Origin of the sequence: Nocardia caishijiensis NBRC 108228, assembly GCF_001612825.1 — a bacterium.
GTDB classification, from domain to species: domain Bacteria; phylum Actinomycetota; class Actinomycetes; order Mycobacteriales; family Mycobacteriaceae; genus Nocardia; species Nocardia caishijiensis.
Genome location: NZ_BDBE01000050.1, coordinates 56,069 through 72,855, shown reverse-complemented (window position 1 = coordinate 72,855; position 16,787 = coordinate 56,069). Strand labels below are relative to the sequence as shown.

Annotated in this window: 11 protein-coding genes and 1 pseudogene; 4 read left to right on the top strand and 8 right to left on the bottom strand. The window is 70.4% G+C overall.

Annotated elements, in window-relative coordinates; all coding sequences use genetic code 11:
• Positions 1–30: 30 nt before the first annotated feature.
• The 7 genes and pseudogenes from NC7_RS26300 to NC7_RS26275 all read right to left on the bottom strand — a co-directional run bounded on the left by NC7_RS26300 (position 31) and on the right by NC7_RS26275 (position 8,526).
• Positions 31–1,065, bottom strand: a complete 1,035-nt coding sequence (locus NC7_RS26300) for an ATP-dependent 6-phosphofructokinase (protein WP_067988118.1) — start codon at positions 1,063–1,065, stop codon at positions 31–33.
• Between the two features lie 28 nt (positions 1,066–1,093).
• The gene (locus NC7_RS26295) at positions 1,094–1,981 is read right to left on the bottom strand and encodes a serine hydrolase (protein WP_067988005.1); all 888 of its coding nucleotides are present in this window, start codon (positions 1,979–1,981) and stop codon (positions 1,094–1,096) included.
• Positions 1,982–2,090: 109 nt separating this feature from the next.
• Positions 2,091–2,900: a formate dehydrogenase accessory sulfurtransferase FdhD gene (gene fdhD, locus NC7_RS26290; RefSeq protein WP_067988001.1), complete on the bottom strand. Its 810-nt coding sequence runs from the start codon at positions 2,898–2,900 to the stop codon at positions 2,091–2,093.
• A gap of 66 nt (positions 2,901–2,966) precedes the next feature.
• On the bottom strand, positions 2,967–3,137 hold the full coding sequence (locus NC7_RS29665) for a hypothetical protein (protein ID WP_166655716.1): 171 nt from the start codon (positions 3,135–3,137) through the stop codon (positions 2,967–2,969).
• 2,467 nt (positions 3,138–5,604) lie between these two features.
• A pseudogene (locus NC7_RS30655) lies at positions 5,605–6,441 on the bottom strand (serine/threonine-protein kinase); the annotation flags it as partial.
• 100 nt (positions 6,442–6,541) lie between these two features.
• Entirely contained in the window at positions 6,542–7,231 is a 690-nt protein-coding gene (locus NC7_RS26280; RefSeq protein WP_067987994.1) for a response regulator, read from the bottom strand.
• Positions 7,228–8,526, bottom strand: coding sequence for a sensor histidine kinase (locus NC7_RS26275; protein ID WP_084458798.1), 1,299 nt, complete (start codon positions 8,524–8,526; stop codon positions 7,228–7,230). The genes NC7_RS26280 and NC7_RS26275 overlap by 4 nt, the downstream gene beginning before the upstream one ends.
• A 156-nt stretch (positions 8,527–8,682) precedes the next feature.
• On the opposite strand from NC7_RS26275, the gene NC7_RS26270 reads away from it, so the two are divergent.
• The 3 genes from NC7_RS26270 to NC7_RS26260 are packed head-to-tail and all read left to right on the top strand — an operon-like array spanning position 8,683 to position 12,251.
• Positions 8,683–9,006, top strand: coding sequence for a hypothetical protein (locus NC7_RS26270; protein ID WP_067988112.1), 324 nt, complete (start codon positions 8,683–8,685; stop codon positions 9,004–9,006).
• A gap of 36 nt (positions 9,007–9,042) precedes the next feature.
• On the top strand, positions 9,043–9,765 hold the full coding sequence (locus tag NC7_RS26265) for an ABC transporter ATP-binding protein (protein ID WP_236573732.1): 723 nt from the start codon (positions 9,043–9,045) through the stop codon (positions 9,763–9,765).
• Positions 9,762–12,251 carry an FtsX-like permease family protein gene (locus tag NC7_RS26260; RefSeq protein WP_067987991.1) on the top strand — a complete coding sequence of 830 codons (2,490 nt, stop codon included), beginning with the start codon at positions 9,762–9,764 and terminating at the stop codon, positions 12,249–12,251. Before NC7_RS26265 ends, NC7_RS26260 begins: the two co-directional genes overlap by 4 nt.
• A 2-nt stretch (positions 12,252–12,253) precedes the next feature.
• Here NC7_RS26260 and NC7_RS30455 read toward each other — a convergent pair whose 3' ends face one another.
• The gene (locus NC7_RS30455; protein WP_373861278.1) at positions 12,254–15,793 is read right to left on the bottom strand and encodes a protein kinase domain-containing protein; all 3,540 of its coding nucleotides are present in this window, start codon (positions 15,791–15,793) and stop codon (positions 12,254–12,256) included.
• A gap of 91 nt (positions 15,794–15,884) precedes the next feature.
• Between NC7_RS30455 and NC7_RS26240 the strand changes: the two genes are divergently transcribed.
• Positions 15,885–16,781, top strand: coding sequence for a serine hydrolase (locus NC7_RS26240; protein ID WP_236573731.1), 897 nt, complete (start codon positions 15,885–15,887; stop codon positions 16,779–16,781).
• Positions 16,782–16,787 lie beyond the last annotated feature (6 nt).

The window sequence follows — 16,787 nt, the reverse complement described above, 5'->3', positions numbered from 1 at the left end:
AAGCCGACGCAACGCCTCGCCGGGCCCGGCTCAGCCGAAGAAGGCCTGCGCCTCGCTGAGCCGTTCGGCCGGAACCCGTTTGAGCTGCTTGGTCGCCTCCGACAGCGGGACGAGACCGATGGTTGTCCCGTGCAGGGCGACCATCATCCCGAAATGTCCGGCGTGTACCGCCTCGGCCGCGTGCACACCGAACCGGGTCGCCAGGATCCGGTCGTAGGGTGTCGGACTGCCGCCGCGCTGGACGTGGCCGAGCACCGTCGTGCGGACCTCTTTGCCGATGCGGCGCTCGATCTCGGACCCCAACTGCTGGGCCACGCCGGTGAACCGTTCGTGCCCGAATTCGTCGATCCCGCCTTCGCGCAGCGTGAATCCCGAATCCGGTGCGGGGTGGGCACCTTCGGCGACGACACAGATGAAACTCTTCTCCCCGCGCTGGAAGCGGGATTTGATCATCGCGCACACCTGCGCCACGTCGAAGGGCTCCTCGGGCACCAGGGTCAGGTGCGCGCCCGCGGCGATGCCGGAGTTCAACGCGATCCAGCCCGCGTGCCGCCCCATCACCTCGACGAGCATCACCCGCTGATGCGATTCGGCCGTGGTGTGCAGGCGGTCGATCGCCTCGGTGGCGATCGACAGCGCCGTGTCGTGACCGAAGGTGACGTCGGTGCAGTCGATGTCGTTGTCGATGGTCTTGGGCACGCCGACGACCGGTACACCCTCCTCGGCCAGCCAGCTGGCCGCGGTGAGGGTGCCTTCGCCGCCGATCGGGATCAGGGCCTCGATGCCGTTGTCGTCGAGGGTCTGCTTGATGCGGGGCAACCCGGCGCGCAGCACGTCGGGATTGGTGCGGGCGGTACCGAGCATGGTGCCGCCCTTGGTGAGCAGCCGGTCGGTGCGGTCGTCGTTGTGGATGCGGATCCTGCGGTCCTCGAGTAGGCCGCGCCAACCGTCCTGGAACCCGACGATCGCGTCGCCGTAGCGGCCGTTCGCGGTCCGGACCACCGCCCGGATCACCGCGTTCAGCCCTGGACAGTCTCCGCCTCCGGTCAAGACTCCGATGCGCATGGCGTTCATCTTGCCGCACCGGAACGGATCAGGGGCAGTGACCTCCGGCGAGCTCGTCGAGGTGTCCCGAAAGCAGGGTCGCCATCTTGTCGAGCATGGTCATACCGTCGGCGAAGGCGCCCGAATCCGGTTTGGCGGCAAAGGCCACCGCGATCCGGCCCGAGGGCGAATCGATCATCCCGAACTGGCGGACCAGGTATTTCCCGGCGGTGTCGGGCCCCCACCCACCCTTGAACTCGGCACTGGTGAACGCCCCGAGCCCCCAGCGGTGACTGACGACGATCTGCTGCATCAACCCGACCACCCGCTCGCTCTGCGGCAGGCACGGCAGTTGGGCGGCGAATCGCACCTGGTCGGCCAGCGCCCACTCGGCCTGTCCGTAGATGGAGGCGTCCGAGCGGGTTCGCACGGTCGGCACGGTCGTCGTGGCGTCGCCGCCCTCGCGCAGGACTCCCTCCACGGCCGCGGCGGCGTCGGCGTTGTCGCCGAAGGTCGACCACAGTGCGTCGGCGGCGGCGTTGTCGGAGGCGGTGATCGCGGCGTTCACCGACGAGTTGTAGGCGCTGCTGCGGCGCGAGACAGCGATGGCGAGCGGCACTTTGATCGTCGACCAGGCCGGACCGGTCGTCCAGTCACCGAAGGTGACCATCTTCGTCCCGGCCACCGGCATGATCGCCATCCCCACGCTGCCACGCAGACCGCGTTGCAGGTCGGCGAAGTCGGCGGCGAGGCTGCCTGGTACCGCGACCGAGACCTCGGCTGTCACCGGACCGCCCGGCAAGGTGGCCGGGCCGCGGGTGGTGACCTGTGGTGCGGCGGGACTGCTGTCGGAACCACACCCCGCGGTGACCAGAACGGCAACGCCCAGCAGTGCGGACAGCGCCGCCCGAACCGGACGGCGTCGGTTGTTCGTCATAATGTGAAGCATCTTCGTTTGTGAACTCCCCCGGGCTTTCGGTGCTGGGTAGCCGTGCCCGACACCGTACTGGGCAGTATGGCTCAACGCCCACTTCGTCGGTAAACCGTCAGGTCACACGGTTTTCACCGGAGTAGACGTTCATCGATTCGCCACGGACGAAGCCGAGCAAGGTCGCCGCGGACTCCGTGGCCAGGTCGACGGCGAGCGCGCTGGGGGCCGACACCGCGGCCAGCACCGGGATGCCCGCCATCACAGCCTTCTGAACCAGCTCGAACGAGGCCCTGCTGCTCACCACCAGCACCAGGTCGTGCGCGGGGATCCGGTTCTCGCGCACCGCCCAGCCGACCACCTTGTCGACGGCGTTGTGCCTGCCGATGTCCTCGCGCAGGGCTAGCAGGGCACCGTCGGCGGTGAACAGGCCCGCCGCGTGCAGGCCACCGGTGGCGTCGAACAGCTTCTGCCCCTCGCGTAGGCGCGCGGGCATGCGCGTGAGCGCCTCGGTGGCGACGGTGGGCACACCGGGTGTCAGTGGGAAGCGGGTGTGGGTGCGCACGTCGTCGAGGGCGCTCTTGCCGCACAGACCGCAGCCGCCGGTCGTGACGAGATTGCGCGGATGCAGCGGGACGGGGGCGCGCAGGCGCACGTCGAGCACGTTGTAGGTGTTGCGCCCCTCACTGTCGGTGCCCGCGCAGTAGCGGGCGCTGACGATGTCGTCGGCGGCGCCGATGATGTTCTCGCCGAGCAGGAAGCCGTGCACCAGGTCGATGTCGTTGCCCGGCGTCCGCATCGTGACCGACAGCGACTGGCCGTCGACCCTGATCTCGAGCGGCTCCTCGACCACGAGGGTGTCGGGGCGCTCGACCCGTCCCGCCGGTGACAGCCGGACGGTCTTGCGTCGTGCGGTGACTCTGCTCATCAGGTGCCGATCAGTCGGTGACGAGTGCGCTCGTCGTCGCCGGAACGGGTGGTGAACCGGCCTGGTCTAGTCGTCTTCGTCGTCGGCGGCCTTGTTGCGCGCACGCGCGATCTCGAGCGCCCGCTCGGCCGTCGCCTGGTCCGGGTACGGACCCATCCGGTCGCCGTACCAGCAGGACTTGCCCTGCTCGGCCTTGTGATGCTTGAGGCAGTAGTACCACTGGTCGTCATCAGCCATACCGACAGTATGCAACGATTCGCATACCTGCGTGTGCAGGTAACGATGGTGCGGTGCGTCAGTAGACGTAGACGACCGCGTTGTCGCCGCCGGTGCAGGTGACGAGTTTGCCCGCGGGCGTGCACGTCATCGTGTAGGTGCGCCCGGTCACCGGACTCGTCGCCACCACCTCGCGCGGTCCACTCGCGCTGCCACCTCCCGCGTAAGCCTGCCGCACGGCCTGCGCGAACGGGCAGCTGGTCACGCTGTTGCCGATTGCCGCCTTACTGAAATTGCCGCTGCCCGAACCGGATTCACACGGCTCGGCGCCTGCGGGCAGGGTGACCGGACCGGCCGAGGTGGTCGGTGCGGCGGTGGTCGCCCGTGGCGCGGTGGTACCGGTCGCCCCGGCGGGCACCAGCGACGTCGAGGGCGCACCGGCGGTGTCGCTGGAGTCGGTGGCCGACATCAGCCGCCAGCCGATCGCGCCGCCGATGGCGACGACGATCACGGCGAGCACGCCCACGAGGATCGGCAGCAACATGGATCGGCGGTTCGAGTCCTGGTGGGACCAGGCCGGTTCCGGGGCGTAGGCCGGTTCGGGACCGTAGGGGCCCTCGTCGTCGCGGTAGGCGTGGTCGCCGTAGGCGTGCTGGTCGTCGTACTGGGAGTAGGCGGCCTGCTCGGGGTACGGCTGGTCGACAGCGTTGTGGGCACCGAAGGGCGCCGCGCCACCACGGTAGTGGTGAGTCGGCTGGGAACGCTGCGGGTCCGGGTCGTCGAAGCCATAGTGCTCGGTCGGTCGCGCACGCTGCGGATCCGGGTCGTCGAAGCCGTAGTGCTCGGTCGGTCGCGCACGCTGCGGATCCGGGCCGCCGGAGTGGTGCTCGGTGGGTGCGGAGCGCTGGGGGTCCGGGTAGTGGCGGGTCGGCGCGGACCGCTGATCACCGATGTCGGCCGGATCGAATTGTTCGGTGGGCGGGCTGAACTGATCGTTGCGCGCGTAGTGCTCGGTGGGCGCCGAACGTCGCTGCTCCGGGCCGAACACTTCGGTGGGCGGGGCATACGGGTTGCCGCCGACCGGGTTTCGGCGGTCGGCGGATCGATCGTCGCGCTGATCGTCGGCGAAAGCGGCGGCGGATCGTTGGTCGTACTGCTCGGTCGGCGGACCGAAGGCATCCGGACGCGACGAACCGGAAGCCGAGTCGTCGGCCGAGAACTGGTCGGCACCGTGCGCCGAACTCGCCTCCGCCGCATACGGACCGAAGGGGTTGCTCGCCCCCGGCTGCGGCGGGGTGCGGGGTCCGGCCGGGAATCGCGGGTCGTCGTCGAATTGCCCGGTGGCAGGGCCGAATCGATCCGCGTCGAACTTCCGGGTAGCAGCTGCGGGACTGTTGTCGCCTCCGGCCTCACCGGGCCCGAAAGGCTGTCCCGTCCGAGACTCCTGGCCGTCGTCGGCACCGAAAGCCCCTGGGGGAGGGCCGAAACCGGGATCGCGTCGGGGAAGGTCGCTGCCCGGGAGCGGGTTCGGGCCGGTACCGCCCGGGACCGGCGGGGAAACCAATCGTGCGGGCGGAGCCGGGCGGTCATCCGGGTTCCGGCGCACGGTGGGATCGGCGGGCGGCTGACCACCCGGCATCGGGAACTCACCCGAGTAGCGCTGAGTCGGCGCACTGCGCGGCGGAACCAGCGGGCCACGCTCGGAGCTGCCGTTGCCGGTGCCGAATCGCGGGACAGGCGAGGACGTTTCGCCGGGACGTCTCGCATCGAACGCGGGCCCGCCAGGATGCGAACCCGTCGCGGCACCGGGTCGCGGGACAGGCGAGGAGGTCTCGCCGGGCCGACCGCCGTACGCGGGACCACCGGGACGCGAACCTATCGCGGCACCAGGCTGCGGAACAGGCGACGACGTCTCGCCCGGTCGACTGGGATGCGAGCCCATTCCGGGACCGGGTTGCGGTACGGGCGAGGAGGTTTCGCCCGGCTGGTTGTCGCCGTAGAGGTGGGCGTCGGGGAACGGGCGCGTGCGTGGGAGGCCCTGGTCCGGAGTGTAGGCCGGGGGCGGCGCGGGCGCGACCGGATCGGGGGTCGCGTCGTCGGCGGGCAGCGGGGCGAAATAGGTGTCGGCGGGGTGGATCTCGGTGGGGCCGGTGGGTTGGATGACGGCGGGAATCGACACCTCGCCGCTGCCTTCGACAGGCACCCGGTGGAAGCCCGCGGTTTCGGCGCGCGCCTCGGGCGGGCGGATGATGAGTGTCGGCTGGGCGCCGGTCGCGGAGGTCTGGCTGCGCGAGGTCTCGATGCCGCCGGTGGCGGTCACCGCACCGATCACCCGGAACTCGCCGGTTGGAGTGGGCTTGGACGGTTCCTCGGCCTCGTTCTCGCGTCCGCTCGGACCGCGGCCAGGGCCCGGTCGTGCGCCGACCACACCAGCCGAGGCGGCGCCACCGATGATTCCCCCCGCGGCATTGCCGAAGCCCGCCGCGGCGGGCACGCCGTGACCGGGCGCATCCACCGGTCCTCGGCCGACGACCGGAGCGGCGCCAGGTGCGCTCGCCAGCGCCTGCCTGGCGGCCAGTGCCAACGCACCGGCACTCGGGTAGCGCTCGGCCGGGTCCTTGGCCATGCCGACGGCGATGACCTCGTCGAACGCCGTGGGCAACCCGGCGATCGTCGTGCTCGGTCGCGGCGGTTCCTCGGTCAGGTGGGAGCGGATGAGCACGCTCATGCTCGCCGCCGGGAAAGGGGATGCGCCGGTGAGGCATTCGTGCAGCACGCAGGCCAGTGAGTAGATGTCGGCGCGGTGCGAGACGGCGGCGGCGTCGAACCGTTCGGGCGCCATGTAGATGTAGGAACCCATGGCCATCCCGGCCTGGGTGAGCGCGCTGTCGCCCTCGGTGTGGGCGATGCCGAAGTCGGCGAGGTAGGCGAAGTCGGCCGGGGTGACGAGGATATTGGCGGGCTTCACGTCGCGGTGCACGAGTCCGCCCGCGTGCGCGGCGTCGAGTGCGGCGGCGATCTGCTCGACGACGGCGACGGCGCGTTCCGGGTGCAGCGGCCCCCCGGCGCGCAGCACGGTCCGCAGATCGGTGCCGGGCACCAGCCGCATGTCGATGAACAGCACCCCGTCGATGACACCCCAGTCGTGGATCGGGATGACGTGCGGTTCGGCCAGTTTCGCCGCGGCCTGGGATTCACGCCGGAAACGGACCTGGTAGGCGGGGTCCTGGGCGAGTTCGGCGGCCAGCAACTTCAGGGCGACCACGCGGTCCTTGCCGGTGTCGTAGGCCTCGTAGACCTCGCCCATGCCGCCTTTGCCCAGCATCGACCGCAACTCGTACGGGCCGAATCTGCTCCCCGTCCGTGACCCAGGTGCCTGCACCGGCGTCCGCCTCCCACGTCTTGCGGGCCGTGGGACCCGCGTCTCAGAACGCCGATTCTCCCGGTGTCACTACGCCGTGGTCAAACGCGAACACGATGGCGGCGGCGCGATCGCGCAGGTCGAGTTTGCCGAATATGTGTCCGACATGGCTTTTCACAGTGACTTCGGAGATGCCGAGTTCGGTGGCGATCTCGCTGTTGACCCGGCCGCGTCCGATCAGTTCGAGCACCTCGTACTCGCGGGCGGTGAGGTCGCCGAGGCGGCGATCGGCGCGGGTGCCGACGGGTTTCACGGTTCGGTAGGCGGTGAGCACCCGGCCGGTGACCGACGGGTCGAGCCACGCGCCGCCTGCCGCGACGGTACGGACCGCCCGGATGAGGTCTTCGGCGGGTGAGTCCTTGAGCAGGAAGCCCGCCGCGCCCGCGCGCAGGGCACCGGAGAGCAGCTGGTCGTCGTCGAAGGTAGTGAGGACGAGGACCGGCGGCGCGTCGGATCGCGCGCGCAGCAAACGGGTCGCATCGATGCCGCCGACCCGCTTCATCCGCAGATCCATCAGCACCACGTCGGGCCGATCGGCGGCGACGGCGGCGGCGACCTCGTCGCCGTCGCCGCATTCGCTGACGACGAACCCGTCGCGGCGGCGCAGGATGCGGCGCAGTCCACCGCGCACCAGTTCCTGGTCGTCGACGACGAGGACGGAGACGGGATTCTCGATCGGCGCGGCGGCCGTCACTGGTCCTCCTGGTTTCTCGGCCGGAGCAACCCGGGCAGCATGGCGGTGAGCGGTCCGCAGGCACCTGATTTCAGCGGAAACTGGGCGTGCACGGTCCAGTTGTCGTCGTCGAGCCCGGCCCGGATGGTTCCGCCGAGCAGTTCGGTGCGCTTGCGCATGCCGCGCAGGCCCATCCCGGCGCCGAGGTGCGGTGGTGGGCCGACGGGCAGGGCGTTGCGCACCTCGAGGGCGGCCAGTTCCGCCGTAACGTCCAGGCGGACGGTCGCCTCGGCACCGGGAGCGTGCTTGGCCACGTTGGCCAGCGATTCCTGCCCGATGCGGTACAGCGCGTGTCCGACGGCGCCGGTGACCACCGACAACTCGCCCGTGCGCCGGAAGTCGACGGTGAGGCCCGCGCGCCGGAAATCGCCGACGAGTTCATCGAGATCGGCGGCACCGGGTTCCGGCTTCGGCCGGGAGGGGTCGGCATCGAGCATGCCGACGGTGCGGCGGATGTCGGCCATGGCCTGGCGACCGAGCCGTTCCGCGTCGACGAGGGCCTCCACCGCCTCGGTGACGTCCTCGTCGGTCTGCAGCGCGCGCCGGGCCGCGGTGAGGTGCAGCAGGGTGATCGAGAGCGAATGCGCGATCACGTCGTGGACTTCGCGCGCGATCCGGCGCCGTTCCTCGTCGGCGGCCTGTCCGGCGCGGATGGCCTGGTTCTCCCGTTCCTGGTACAGAAACCGCCGCTGGTACTGCAGCATCATCCCGACGAAGGTGCCGAGCACGATGCCGAGCACGTACATCGGCAGGCCCTCGAGCCGTTCCCCACCCCACTCCAGGTGTCCGGCCAGATCGAAGGCGATCAGTTCCGCGATCGCGAGCAGGGTGAAGCCGAGCGTCATACCTCGGGTGGTCACCGCGGCCACCTTGCCCGCGACCACGACCAGCACGAACGGGGCGAAGTCGTTGGGGACGGGTTGCAACAGGAACAGCGCGCAGGCCAGCAGTCCGCTGGACTTGAGCAGCACCGGATAGGGGTCCAGATCGAACAGCGCGTACAGCGGAATCGGCAGGAAGGCCGCGAACAGGGCGAGCAGCGGCAGCACAGTCGGGAAGTACTCGTGACGCTGAACGAACGCGGCGGCGGTAGCCACGAACAGCGCCACGTCCGCCGTCACGATGAGGGCGGGCGGGTAGTCGTAGGGCAACGACGCGAGCCGCGTTCGCACGGATTCGGTGAACCGGTGCGCCACCGCGCGCAGCCGGGCCGTCAGCCTCGGCCGCCGTGCCGCGGCGGTGTCGATCACCTCCATCCTGTCAGGCTAGCCGCCGTGGCGGCGCGCGACATCGTCCCGCGAGCGGTCCGCACGTCCTACCTGGGTAGGAGAAGAAGTCGCGTCCCCGGCACGACGAATCCCCGCGTCGCGCTCCGTAGCGTTGGCCACACCCGCTCACGGAAGGTGAAGTTCATGACCTGGACCGAGCTGCATCAACGCACCGACATCGTGCACACCGTTCTCGCCAGGGCGCAGATCGACCCGAACGATCCGCACCTCTTCGCCGATCTGCCGGGACTGGATCGCCTCTTCGGTGGCGTCGAGGGCCTGCTCCAGGCGCTGGCGAACCGCTGGGACAACCATCTGCGCGTCAAAGTGGAGCTGGGCGAGATCGACGGCACCACCCCGGTCGAGGCCTACCTGGTACTCGCGGCCGAGCAACCCGCACTGCGTGCCCTTCTCGACGCGCACACCGCGATCGGGCAGACTACCCGCGACCGCGCCCTGGCGCACTGAGACCAGCCACCCGAATACTCTTGGGGGACAACACACATGACCGACAACGCCACACCGCAACCACCGATGCTGGAATTGACCGGCGTCGTCAAGCGGTACCGCGTGGGTGACCAGCAGGTACGCGCGCTCGACGACGTGAGCATGCGCATCGAGACCGGGCAGTTCACCTCGATCATCGGGCCGTCGGGTTCGGGTAAGTCCACCCTCCTGCATCTGCTCGGGGCGCTCGACCGTCCCGACGAGGGTTCGATTCGCTTCCGCGGCACCGAGATCGGCGATCTGGACGAAGACCGGCAGGCCGCGTTTCGGCTCGAGCAGGTCGGTTTCGTCTTCCAGTTCTTCAATCTGCTGCCGACGCTGTCGGCCTGGGAGAACGTCGCGGTGCCGAAACTGCTCGACGGCACCGGATTACGCAAGGCCAAGCCGCGAGCACTGGAACTGCTCGACCTCGTCGGTCTCGGTGACCGGGCCAAGCACCGGCCCGCCGAGCTCTCCGGCGGCCAGATGCAGCGGGTGGCGGTGGCGCGCGCCCTCATCATGGACCCGCCGCTGATCCTGGCCGACGAACCGACCGGCAATCTGGATTCCAAGACCGGTGAGTCGATCCTCGGCCTGCTCGGCGACATCACCGCACAGGGCAATTCGGTCGTGATGGTGACCCACGACATGGGCGCGGTGGCGTACTGCGATCGCGTGATCACGTTGCGCGACGGGCAGATCGGTGCCGACGACCAGGTGCCGACGCGGGTGCGCGCATGATCGCGGTGCTGGATCGGTTGCGGCTGTTCAACCTCGGTGACCTCGTCCGGCACCCCGGTCGCACCGTCATGTCGACCGCCGTGATGGCGGTGTCGGCGGCGCTGCTGGTCGCGGTGCTGAGCATCTCCGGTTCGGTGACGGGGTCGGTCGATCGGCTCACCAAGGGGCTCGCGGGCGACGCGGTGCTCGAGATCACCGGCATCACCGACGCGGGCTTCGAACAGTCTCTGCTGCCGGTCATTTCGGCCACACCAGGGGTGGCGACCGCGGCGCCGATGCTGCGCGGCACGCTCGGCGCGGGACCCGACCGGACCCTGCTGATCGGTGCCGATCAAACCATCGGTGCGCTCGGCAGCGATCTGACCGGACCCATGTCGCAGTACACGGCCAAGCTGGTCAGCACGCCGCGTGGGGTGTTGGTCGGCGCCGCGACGGGCTACCGCGAAGGTGACTCGATCCCGATCGGTGGCGGCACGGCGACGGTCGCGGCCGTGCTGGACGAAGCGGCCACCGACCGCCTCAACGGGGGCCACATCGTCGCCGCGCCACTGCCACTGGCCCAATTCCTCACCGATCGGGTCGGCAGGCTCGACTCGGTGCAGATCATGGCCAGGCCGGGTACCGATGTCGACGACCTGCGCGCGGCGCTCACCGCGGCGGTCGACGGGCGGGCGGTGGTCGCCGAACCCAGCCTGCGGACCGCGCAGGCCGGTGGTGCCATCCAGATCATGCGGTACTCGACGTTGATGTCCTCGGCGGCGGCGCTGATCGTGGCGGCGTTCCTGATCTACAACGCGATGAGTATGGCTGTGGCACAACGCAGGCCGATGCTGTCGCTGCTGCGCGCGATCGGTGGTCAGCGTGGGCCGATGGTGCGCGACCTGCTGGTGGAGGCGGCGCTGCTCGGGCTCATCGGTGGCGCGATCGGGTCCGCGATCGGCGCGGTGATGGGGCGGTTCTCGATCGGGCAACTTCCCGCCGCGATGGTGCAATCGGTGGAGGCGCGGACCGAGTTCATGGTCCCGAATTACGCGGTGCCCGTCGCGATCACCGCCTGCGTGGTGGCCACTGTGCTGGCGGCGGCCATCGCGGCGCGGCAGGTGTACCGGGTCGCACCGGTCGAGGCGCTCGCCCCCGTCGAGGCTGGCGATGTCGCCGCCGCGGGGCGCGGGCTGCGGTTGGTCTCGCTGATCGGCGGTCTCGCCCTCGTCGGTGCGGCCATCGCGCTGGCCTACATCGATCTCGGCCGACTCTCGCTGGCGGCCATCACCGTGTCGTTCACCGCGACGGTGGTGTTGTGCTTCGCCGCGACCGGGCCGATCGTACGCGCGGCCGGGTCGATCGCCCGCTGGTTCGGGGCGCCCGGCGCGCTCGGGGCGACCACGTTGGAACGCGCGCCGCGCCGCGTCTGGGCCACGGCGATGACGGTGACGATCGGCGTGGCGGCGGTGGTCGCGCTGGGTGGCGCGTCACGCAACATGGTCGATTCGGCGACCGCCTCGTTCCAGAGTCTCGGTGAGGCCGACCTGTACGTGAGTCCGAGTCCGGTCGAGGAGTTCCCCACCGGACCCGTCCTCCCCTCGGACCTGTCGGACAAGGTCAGCGCCGTGCCGGGGGTCGAGTACGTGAGCCCGGGGCAGATGGCGTTCGCGACCATCGGCAGTGGGCGGGTGATGTTGCAGGGCTACCCGCCCAGGGTCGAGGACAGCAGGCTCGGCGCTGTCGACCCGGCAGTGATCGACCGGATGGCCCGAGGGGAAGGCGTGGTGGTCACCCGTGACGTGGCCCGTTCGCTCGACCTCGAGGTCGGCGATCGGATCACCATGCCCACTCCGTCGGGGGAACACACAGCCACTGTGCTGCAGGTGATTCCGTACTTCACGGCCGTCTCGGGTGTGGTGATGATGAGTCTGGATCAGATGCGGGAGTGGTATCAGCGGCCCGGCGAGACGGTGCTGGCGGTGCGCTTCGAACCGGGTGCGGACCCGGCGGCGGTGCGGGCGGCGGTTCGAGCGGTGGTGCCCGAGCAGATCCATGTCGACACCGGTGCCGCCCAGGTCGCGGCGGTCTCGTCCAGTGTGGAACAGGGTGCGGCGATGAGCACCATGATCCTGTGGATCGTGGTACTGGTGGCCACGGTGGCGTTGCTGAACACGCTGATGCTGTCGGTGCTCGAGCGACGCCGCGAGCTCGGGGTGTTGCGCGCCATGGGCACCAACCGCAAGTTCCTGCTCCGCTCGGTCCTCGCGGAGGCGGCCGGAATCGGGATCGTCGGTGCGGCGATCGGCCTGGTGACCGGGGCGGCGGTGCAGTACCTCGGCACCGTGGCGATCGGCCATGCCATGACCATCGACATCGTCTACGCGCCAAGCCCGCTGCTCGTCGTCTACGGCGTCGTCGCGTTGGGGCTGGCGCTACTCGGTTCCATCCCGCCCGCCGTGCGTGCCTCGCGCATGCCGATCGTCGCGGCGCTGGCCGTCGACTGAGGTCACAGCGGAACCTCCGCCCACCAGGCGATCACCTCGTCCTGGGCGGAGGGCCGCGGTGCGCCGCCGGTGCCGCTGCTGCCGCGTCGGCTCACCACGACGAGATAGTTCGCGCGGTCCGCGTCGCCGGGGAAACCGATCACCTGGTGGGCGGTCTGCACCCGGCTGGTCGCCGGATCGGGAACCACCCAGCGCCGGACCGTCACCGGCACACCGTCCTTGTCCGCCTCGAAACGGACCGCGGCGGGGAAGGCGTCGAGCGCGGATCGGGCCTGCGCGCGGTCGGCGTACTCGAGCACGAGGTAACTCACCGCGCCGAGACTGTTGTCCACCCGGTCGCACTGCCATCCCGTGCTGATCGGATTCCATTGCAGCCCGGGTTCTTTCCACGCCAACTCGCTGACCTGACGCACACCGGTACACCGCGCCCCGCGATATCCCTCGCCTTCGGCACCCCCGCCCGCCGGAACCAGGGTGGGGAACACCCGTCGGCTCGCCAGGAACGGATCGGTCGCCTCCGCCACCGCGCTCGACGGACCGGCTTCCACCCCGCCGATGGCCCCGTCGTCGTCACCATCGGGCAGCAAGACCACCAACAGCGCCCCGACCACCGTCAGCAGCACCACGACCAACGCGGCGAGCACCACCCACCCCAACCGCTGCAACCCCGACACCCGCCGGGGCACCGACCACGGCGGACGGTGCGGCACCGGCCACGGATGCCGCCCCTGCGGAGACCGCCCAGGGCCGACGCCCCGGTTGCCCACCGGTCCCTGCGCGGGCGACCCCGGCGCCCCGACCGGAGCCGCAACGGGCGCGGCTGCACGCACCGAGGCTTCGCGACCGTCCACCACGGCGGCAGGGGACGCCGGGTGCTGCTCGGCGTTCGGCGAGCGCCCCACGTCATCGAGTGCGAACGGCTTGTCGTCCCCCTCGCCACCCGCCACGAGACGGCCCGTCTGCGAATCACCCTGACCCGCCGCATTGTTCGATGTCAGTGCGACACCTCGATCGGCCACATCGCCCGCTGCTCCAGTGTCACCGGGGTGACCTCCCGCTGCTCCCGTGCCGCCGGAGTGACCTCCCGCAATACCCGAGGCGGCTGTCCCCCCGGAAAGACCGGGGTGCACTGTCCCCGCTCCCCCCGCGTCCCCGCCCTCTGCCGACACCTCACGCCGAGGGCCCACGTACGCACGCTCAGGCCCAGCCTCCGCCGCGTAGGCACCCGCGGATTCCCTTCCGGGCGAATTCGGTGCCCCGCTCACCCCAACCGCATCCACACCACCGGCACGAAGAGCCGACTCCCCCTCCCCCGCAGCACTACTGGCACCCTCGCCGCCACCAACATACGACGAGCCCGCCCCACCGGCCTCCACCTCCACCGCACCACCAGCACGAACGGCCGACGAGGCGCCCTCACCCCGAACAGCACCAGCACCCCCGCCACTGGCACCGTGGATCGACGAACCCACCCCACTGGCCTCCACATCCGCGGCACCACCAGCACGAACGGCCGACGAGGCGGCCTCACCCCGAACAGCATCAGTACCCCCGCCGCTGGCAGCACCGTGGATCGATGAGCCCACGCTACTGGCCTCCGTATCCGCCGCGCCACCAGTACGAAGACCCGACGACTTCCCCTCTCCCGCAGCAGCACTGACAGCACCTGCGCTGGCAGCGTCAGGGGCTGGCGATCCGACACCGTCGGCCGTCAGCTCCGCACCACCGCCACGTACGACCGACGACTCGCCCTCCCCCGCAGCCGCACCGGCAGCATAGGCAGCATCGGCAAGCGACGGGCGCACACCACTGGCCTCCACATCCGCAGCACCACCAGCACCACCAGCACCACCAGCACCACCAGCACCACCAGCACCACCAGCACCAAGAGCCGACGACTTCCCCCCTCCCGTAGCAGCACTCGCAGCACCTCCCCTGGCAGCACGAGGGACCGACGACACTGCGCCGTCGGGCATCACGTCTGCCGCACCCGCACCGCCTGCTGCCCCGGCCTGCCCGCTGGCCACCGCGGGGGGAACAGCGGTGACTTGTGTTCGTGCCGAAGCGTTTTCGAGATCCAGGCGACCGGTGTCCGGCACGCCGAGAACATCGGTCGCAGCAGTACTCGACACCTCTCCCGTCTCGAGCCCTACCAGAAGCCCTTCTCCGGATACAGCTTTCGTACCACCGCCGAAATCAGTCGGCGAAGTGACGGCCTTCCGCTGGGACTGCGGTGGCTCCGCGAGCGGCTGAGCCCCAGCCCGCTGTGCCTGAGCCCCCTGCGCCCGGGACTCCTGGGCCCCCGGCTGCGCTGACGACTGCCCCGGAGGTTGCTGTACCACCTTCGGCGACTGCTGGGCCACAGGCTGCTGCCCGAGAGGTTGACCAGGCAGCTGCTGAGGCGCCGGTGGCGGTCCCAGCGGTTGAGCCGAAGGGGGCTGAGCCGCTGGCTGCTGAGGCGCGGGCTGCTGGGCGGCAGGCGGGTGGGCGGCGTAGGGCTGACCGACCGGCGGTCTGATCGGTGCCGCTGGCGGCCAATTGAGTTGCGGAGCACCAGGTACCGGTGGGGCATAACCGGGGGTGGGCAACACAGGGGGCTGCCCCGGCGCGGCGTAGGACGCGGGCAGGATCGGCGGTTCGGACGAGGTGAGGGCTCGGCGGGCCGCCTTGGCGAACGCCGTGCAGGACTCGTAGCGGGCCGAGGGGTGCTTGGCCATGGCGGCGGCGAGGACCGCGTCCATGGCGGGTGGCAGACCGGTGCGGCGCAGGGCGAGTGGGGGCGGGGGTGCGTACAGGGTGCCGCGGATGATCTCGTTGGGATCGGGCGAGTCGAAGGGCGCCACACCGGTGAACAGCCAGTACAGCGTGCACGCCAGCGAGTACTGGTCGGAACGGTGGTCGAGCTCGGCGCCGGTCATCTGCTCGGGCGAGGCGTAGGCAAGGGTGGCGGTGAACATGCCCTGCTGAGTGAGGTGCGTCGAGTCGGCGCGCAGCCGGGCGATCCCGAAGTCGGTGAGGAACACTCGCTCCCCCTGCCCGCCGCCGGATCGCGCGAGCAGGATGTTGGCCGGTTTCACATCCCGGTGCAGCACGCCGTGCCCGTGGGCGTAGTCGAGCGCGTCGGCGACACCGTCGATGATCTGCACCGCCCGCTGCGGTGGCAGCGTGCGTGGATCGACGGTGGCCGCGTCGATCCCGTCGACGTACTGCATGCTGATCCACAGCTGCTCGTCCTCGGCCCCCCGATCGAACACCGTGACGATCCCGGGGTGGTCGAGCGCGGCGGCCAGATCGGCCTCCCGCTCGAACCTGGCCCGAATCCGCGCGTCCGCGAACAGGTCCCGATTGAGCAGCTTCAACGCGGTCAACCGGTCCAGGCGCGGATGGCGCGCAAGATACACCGTGCCCATGCCGCCCTGCCCGAGCATCCGTTCGATGGTGAACCCGGCGAACACCTCACCGATCTCGTGCACCACGACCCCCTTTCCGTGCCCGTCGCCGGACAGCGCGACCGTCCCGGCATATGCGAAACTTACTGGCATACGCCCGAGATCGTCCGGGCGCGCTAGACGAGTAGTTTGCACCGCCGGAGCACCGCGCCCATGCGCAACCGGTGGTGGGGAGGGTTTTCAGGTGGCTGGCTCTACTGTGAAGGCTGCCTGTCGCGGTCTCGTATCGGGTGTGCTGCTGGTGACGGCGGCGCTGTCCGGCTCCTGCGCCGTACCCGGCACCCCGACCGCCGAACCGGCACCCACGGTCCAGCGCGACGAGGGCGACGCCTGGCGCCCCGGCCAGTCGGTGATCCTGCCCGATTCGCTGGCCGCCGAGTTCACCCAGTTGCAGGCGACTCTGCCGGGCCAGGTCGGCATGGCGTTGATGCCGGTCGGCGGCGGCCGGATGACGATCTACGGCGACTGGACCACCGGCATCGCCTGGTCCACCATCAAGGTTCCGCTGGCCGTGGCCGCCCTGCGCCACGACCACGACCAGTCCATCTTCGAGATGGTGCAGGCCGCGATCACGGTGTCGGACAACGACGCCGCCTACGGCCTGTGGCAGTCCCTCGGCGACGGCACCGAGGCGGCCGAGGCGGTGCAGCAGGTGCTCGACGAGGCCGGTGACGTGAGCGCCGACAAGCCGGGCATGCGCACCGAACTCGACTACACCGCCTTCGGTGTCACCGAGTGGTCGCTGGCCAACCAGGTGCGCTTCGCCGCCAAACTGCCGTGCCTGCCCGACACCGAGGTGGTCATGCGACTGATGGGCGAGATCACCCCCGAGCACGGCTGGGGTCTCGGCCTGCTCGACCACGCGGAGTTCAAGGGTGGTTGGGGTCCCGACGACGACACCGGCGTGTACACGGTCCGCCAGTTCGGGTTGATCCCGGTCGGCAGCGGCCAACTGGCGGTCGCCCTTGCCGCACAGGCGGATTCGGGCACCTTCGAGGACACCACCGCCCTGCTCGACCGGATGGCGCTGCTGCTCGCACGCCACCTGCCCGATCTGCGCGGCGGAGTGTGCCCGCGCTGAGCGGAC